At 45.1% G+C, this 4,130-nt stretch carries 4 protein-coding genes; all 4 read left to right on the plus strand.

The annotated features are described in order from the left end of the window. Positions 1–324: biopolymer transporter ExbD (locus tag WKI49_04650; protein ID MEJ7621786.1), on the plus strand; the 324-nt coding region annotated here is incomplete at its 5' end. Then, complete coding sequence (locus tag WKI49_04655; GenBank protein MEJ7621787.1) at positions 321–1,139, plus strand: energy transducer TonB; 819 nt, start codon at positions 321–323, stop codon at positions 1,137–1,139. The genes WKI49_04650 and WKI49_04655, both read left to right, overlap by 4 nt. Before the next feature lie 2 nt (positions 1,140–1,141). Then, on the plus strand, positions 1,142–2,722 hold the full coding sequence (locus WKI49_04660) for an alkaline phosphatase D family protein (protein ID MEJ7621788.1): 1,581 nt from the start codon (positions 1,142–1,144) through the stop codon (positions 2,720–2,722). 100 nt (positions 2,723–2,822) lie between these two features. After that, the gene (gene serS / locus WKI49_04665; protein MEJ7621789.1) at positions 2,823–4,097 is read left to right on the plus strand and encodes a serine--tRNA ligase; all 1,275 of its coding nucleotides are present in this window, start codon (positions 2,823–2,825) and stop codon (positions 4,095–4,097) included. The last annotated feature ends 33 nt before the right edge of the window (positions 4,098–4,130 follow it).

Consider the following 4,130-nt stretch of genomic DNA (forward strand, 5'->3'; position numbering starts at 1 on the left):
GTCTTCTTCATGGTTTATACCCTGAACGTGGTGCCTATGCTCGTGCAAGATATAAGACTGCCTTCTTCTACTACCGTAGAGCGTAAGGACGTGGAAGAATCCATAAAAGTGTATGTAAAAAAGGATGGCACTGTTGTCCTTGAGAACAGGGAGCTTGGATTAGATGCTCTGCGTTCCTATCTTAAGGGGATAAGGGATAAGGAAAAGGCTTCTGTATTGATAATTGCGGATAAGGACGCTCAAGTGCAAAGGGTTATAGATGTAATAGATGTGCTAAAGGAAGAGGGTATAAGCAAGGTAGGTCTCTCTGGAGAGAAAAAATGACAAGGAGCGAAGACCTCAAGGCTTGGTCTATATCCTTTCTAATATCCAGTGGGGTGCTCTTTCTTTCCTTTTGGCTGGGAAAGGTAAGCCAACTACAACTTACACCAAGCACCTCTATGGGTGAAGGTAATGTGATAGAGATAACTTTGCCCCCAATAGAAAAACCTCAAGAGGTGAAACCAGCACCTCAACAGAGATTAGAGACGAAAAAAGAGGAAAAAAGAGCAACTAAGCAAAGGGTAGTAAAGGAAGTAAGACAGACACCAATACAAGAAAAGGCGGAAAACTTTGAAAAGCCTTCTCCACCTATACCACAAGAAAGAGCCATATTAGAACCAGTTAAAGAGCAAGCACAGGCACAAGCCTCTCCATCAGCCCAACCTGCACCACCTGCACCACAACTTCAAGAGTCTCCACCTTTGCCCGCACCATCACCTGCGCCCCCTCCTCCTCAAGCCAAACCACAACAGCAAGAAACCGCAGGCTCTCCGGTGCAAATACAGGCAAGAAGAACCACAGCTGGAGAGGAAAATGAGCTTATTAACTACTTTGCGAGGATAAAGACACTTGTAGAGAGGAATAAACGCTACCCACAGGAGGCAAGAAGGAGAGGTCAAGAAGGCACAGTGGTCTTGAGAATAAGTATAAGAGAAGACGGTAGCTTAGGCTCGGTTAGCATAGTAAAGAGTAGCGGATATTCCTCTTTGGACGGGGAAACATTGAGAGTAATAAGGTCTATAGGTAGGTTTCCTCCTCCACCGGGAGGCAGACCAATAGAGTTCAACCTTGAAGTGGAATACAAACTTGGAGGATAGGCATGCTAACAAGAAGAGAGTTTTTAGAAGGTGTAATTGCTGGGCTTGTCCTCCTTGAGTTAAATAGTCTTAGCTTTGCCTCAGACACAGAGGAGGTTTTTCCTCAGGGAATAGCCAGTGGAGACCCAACTCAGACAGGTGCCATGCTTTGGGCGAGGGTAAACCCAACAGTCCATAAGAGATTTAACAAGGACCTGTTTTTACAAATATCAGAGGATATAGAGTTCAAAAAGCCCTTTACAGGCAGGCTTCCTGCAGAGGCTATAAATGAAAAGGATGACTTTACAGTGAGGATAGACCTTGATGGCAGGCTACAGCCCGGCAAGACCTACTACTACAGATTTATATATGCGGATGTGCCTTCTATGGTAGGTAGGTTTAAAACCCTCCCAGAGAGTGCGGAGGAGTTTTCCTTTGCCTTTGTGGTTTGCCAAAACTATCCTGACGGCTACTATACCGCATACAAATACCTTGCACAGGAAGACTTACACTTTGTGGTCCATCTTGGAGACTTCATCTATGAAAAGATATACGGAAGGGCGAGAGTGCCAGGAAGGGACCTGTCTTTACCCTCCGGGCAGGATATTGTAATGAACCTTGAGGACTACAGATACCTGTATAGAACTTACCTTTCTGACCCAGACCTAAGGCTTGCAAGGGCTATGCATCCCTTTATAAACACTTGGGATGACCACGAGTTTTTAAACGACTACTACTACAACCATTTTAGAGAAACGTGGGGCTACTTTTCTAAACATCCTTACGAAAACCAAAGGGAAAAGATACTGCGTCTTAGGCAGGAGGCTATAAAGGCATGGCTGGAGTATATACCTGCGAGGGTAAAGACTAATATGAGAAACAGAGACCCTCTTATGTGGATAACCCTATACAGAGACTTTAATCTTGGTGGCTTGGGGCATTTGATAGTAACAGACCTAAGGAGCTACAGGGATAGGCAACCCTGCAGAGGAAGGTTTGGCGTAGAAGGCTGTCCGGAGCAGAACAAGACTTCTATGCTGGGTGCGGACCAAAAAAGGTGGTTTTTCTCAAAACTAAGGGAGGGGAACTATCGTTGGAAGGTGTGGGCAAGTAGTGTGCAGTTCTCAAGGTCTCAGACAGATGGTAAGTTTGGCTCTTTGGATGCTTGGGACGGCTACGCAGGAGAGAGGTCTCAGATACTTAGCTTTTTGAAGGAAAGAGGTATGAATAATCTAATTGCCATAACTGGCGATAGGCATGCAAGCCTTGTGGCGGAAATTCCAGAAAGTTACGAAAGACCAGAGAAACTCCTTGGTGCGGAGTTTATGACGCCTGCGGTGTCTTCTATCAACGCAAGGGAAGGTGGCTGGTGGAGGAGAAATTGGAACTATGCATCCCTTGAGGAATTCCAACAGGCGGAGATGAAACAGAACCCTTGGATAAGACACATAAACTCCATAGACTGCTGGGGCTATAGCGTGCTTAGGCTAACAAAAGACAGTGCGGTCTGCACCATATACTCGGTAGACAAATACAGAAAAGACTCAGAGAAGAGAATAGACGCACAGTTTACCTATGCTAACGGTAGGTTAGAGAGAACTTAGGAGCTTTTGTATATGTTTTTCAGCAACAGAGTTTCCCTTTTCAAAACCTCATGCCAACAGTAAGGGCAAAACCACACCATAGCTATTAAAATATCTCTCTATGCTTGATATAGAACTCCTGCGTAAAGACCCAGAGTGGGTAAGGGAAAGGCTTTCCACAAGAGATAAGGCTTATGCGGAGCTTGTAGACAAAGCACTTGAGCTTGACAGAGAAAGAAGGGCTATTCTAAAAGAGATTGAAAGGCTAAGAGCGGAAAGAAACGCTAAGAGCAAGGAAATAGGCAAGCTAAAAAAAGAGGGAAAGGACACATCAGAGCTTGAAGCAGAGGTGAAGAACCTAAGGGAAAGTATAGAGAAGTATGAGGTGGAGTTATCTAAGGTGGAGACAAAGTTAAGAGAGGTGATGCTCTCCATTCCAAATCTTCCACACGAAAGCGTGCCTGTGGGTGAGGATGAAAGTCAGAACGTGGAAGTCCGTAGGTGGGGGAAGCCAAGGGAGTTTAACTTTCAGCCAAAACCTCATTGGGAAATTGGAGAAAGGCTTGGCATCATTGATTTTGAAAGGGCAAGCAAGCTCTCTGGAAGCAGGTTTTCCGTGCTTCTTGGCTGGGGTGCAAAGTTGGAGAGGGCTCTTATAAACTTTATGTTAGACCTGCACTCAAAAAAGGGCTACAAGGAAGTTTTGCCACCACACCTTGTAAGACCAGAAATTTTGATAGGCACTGGTCAGCTTCCCAAGTTTGAAGAGGAACTATACAGATGCGAAAGGGATGACCTATACCTAATACCCACTGCAGAAGTGCCACTTACAAACCTCTTTAGAGATGAAATACTTTCAGAAGACCAGCTTCCCATATACATGGTTTCTTACACTCCCTGCTACAGAAGAGAAGCAGGCTCATACGGAAAGGACGTAAGGGGTCTAATACGACAGCACCAGTTTGACAAGGTGGAGCTTGTGAAGATAGTAAAGCCAGAACACTCTTATGAAGAGCTTGAAAGACTTACCGCAGATGCGGAGGCAGTTTTGCAAGCTCTTGGACTTCCTTACAGGGTAGTGCTTTTATGCACCGGTGATATGGGTTTTGCTTCTGCAAAGACCTACGACATTGAAGTGTGGTTTCCCTCTCAGGGAAGATACAGAGAGATATCCTCTTGTTCCAACTGTGAGGACTTTCAGGCAAGGAGGATGAATACAAAATACAGAGACTCACAGGGCAAGCTACACTTCGTCCACACACTAAACGGCTCTGGACTTGCAGTGGGTAGGACCCTTTCCGCCATTCTTGAAAACTACCAACAAGAGGATGGCTCTGTAATAGTGCCTCCCGCTTTGAGAGATTATTTAGGTGTGGATGTAATAAAGCCAGAGTAGTTTAGCAAAGGCTTAAACATGCTATAATCCTTA

The organism is Aquificaceae bacterium, from assembly GCA_037722135.1.
GTDB lineage: Bacteria > Aquificota > Aquificia > Aquificales > Aquificaceae > Pampinifervens > Pampinifervens sericum.

Coding starts and splice junctions, on each gene's coding strand:
- WKI49_04655 (MEJ7621787.1), top strand. CDS start 321: ATGACAAGGAGCGAAGACCTCAAGGCTTGGTCTATATCCTTTCTAATA.
- WKI49_04660 (MEJ7621788.1), top strand. CDS start 1,142: ATGCTAACAAGAAGAGAGTTTTTAGAAGGTGTAATTGCTGGGCTTGTC.
- serS (MEJ7621789.1), top strand. CDS start 2,823: ATGCTTGATATAGAACTCCTGCGTAAAGACCCAGAGTGGGTAAGGGAA.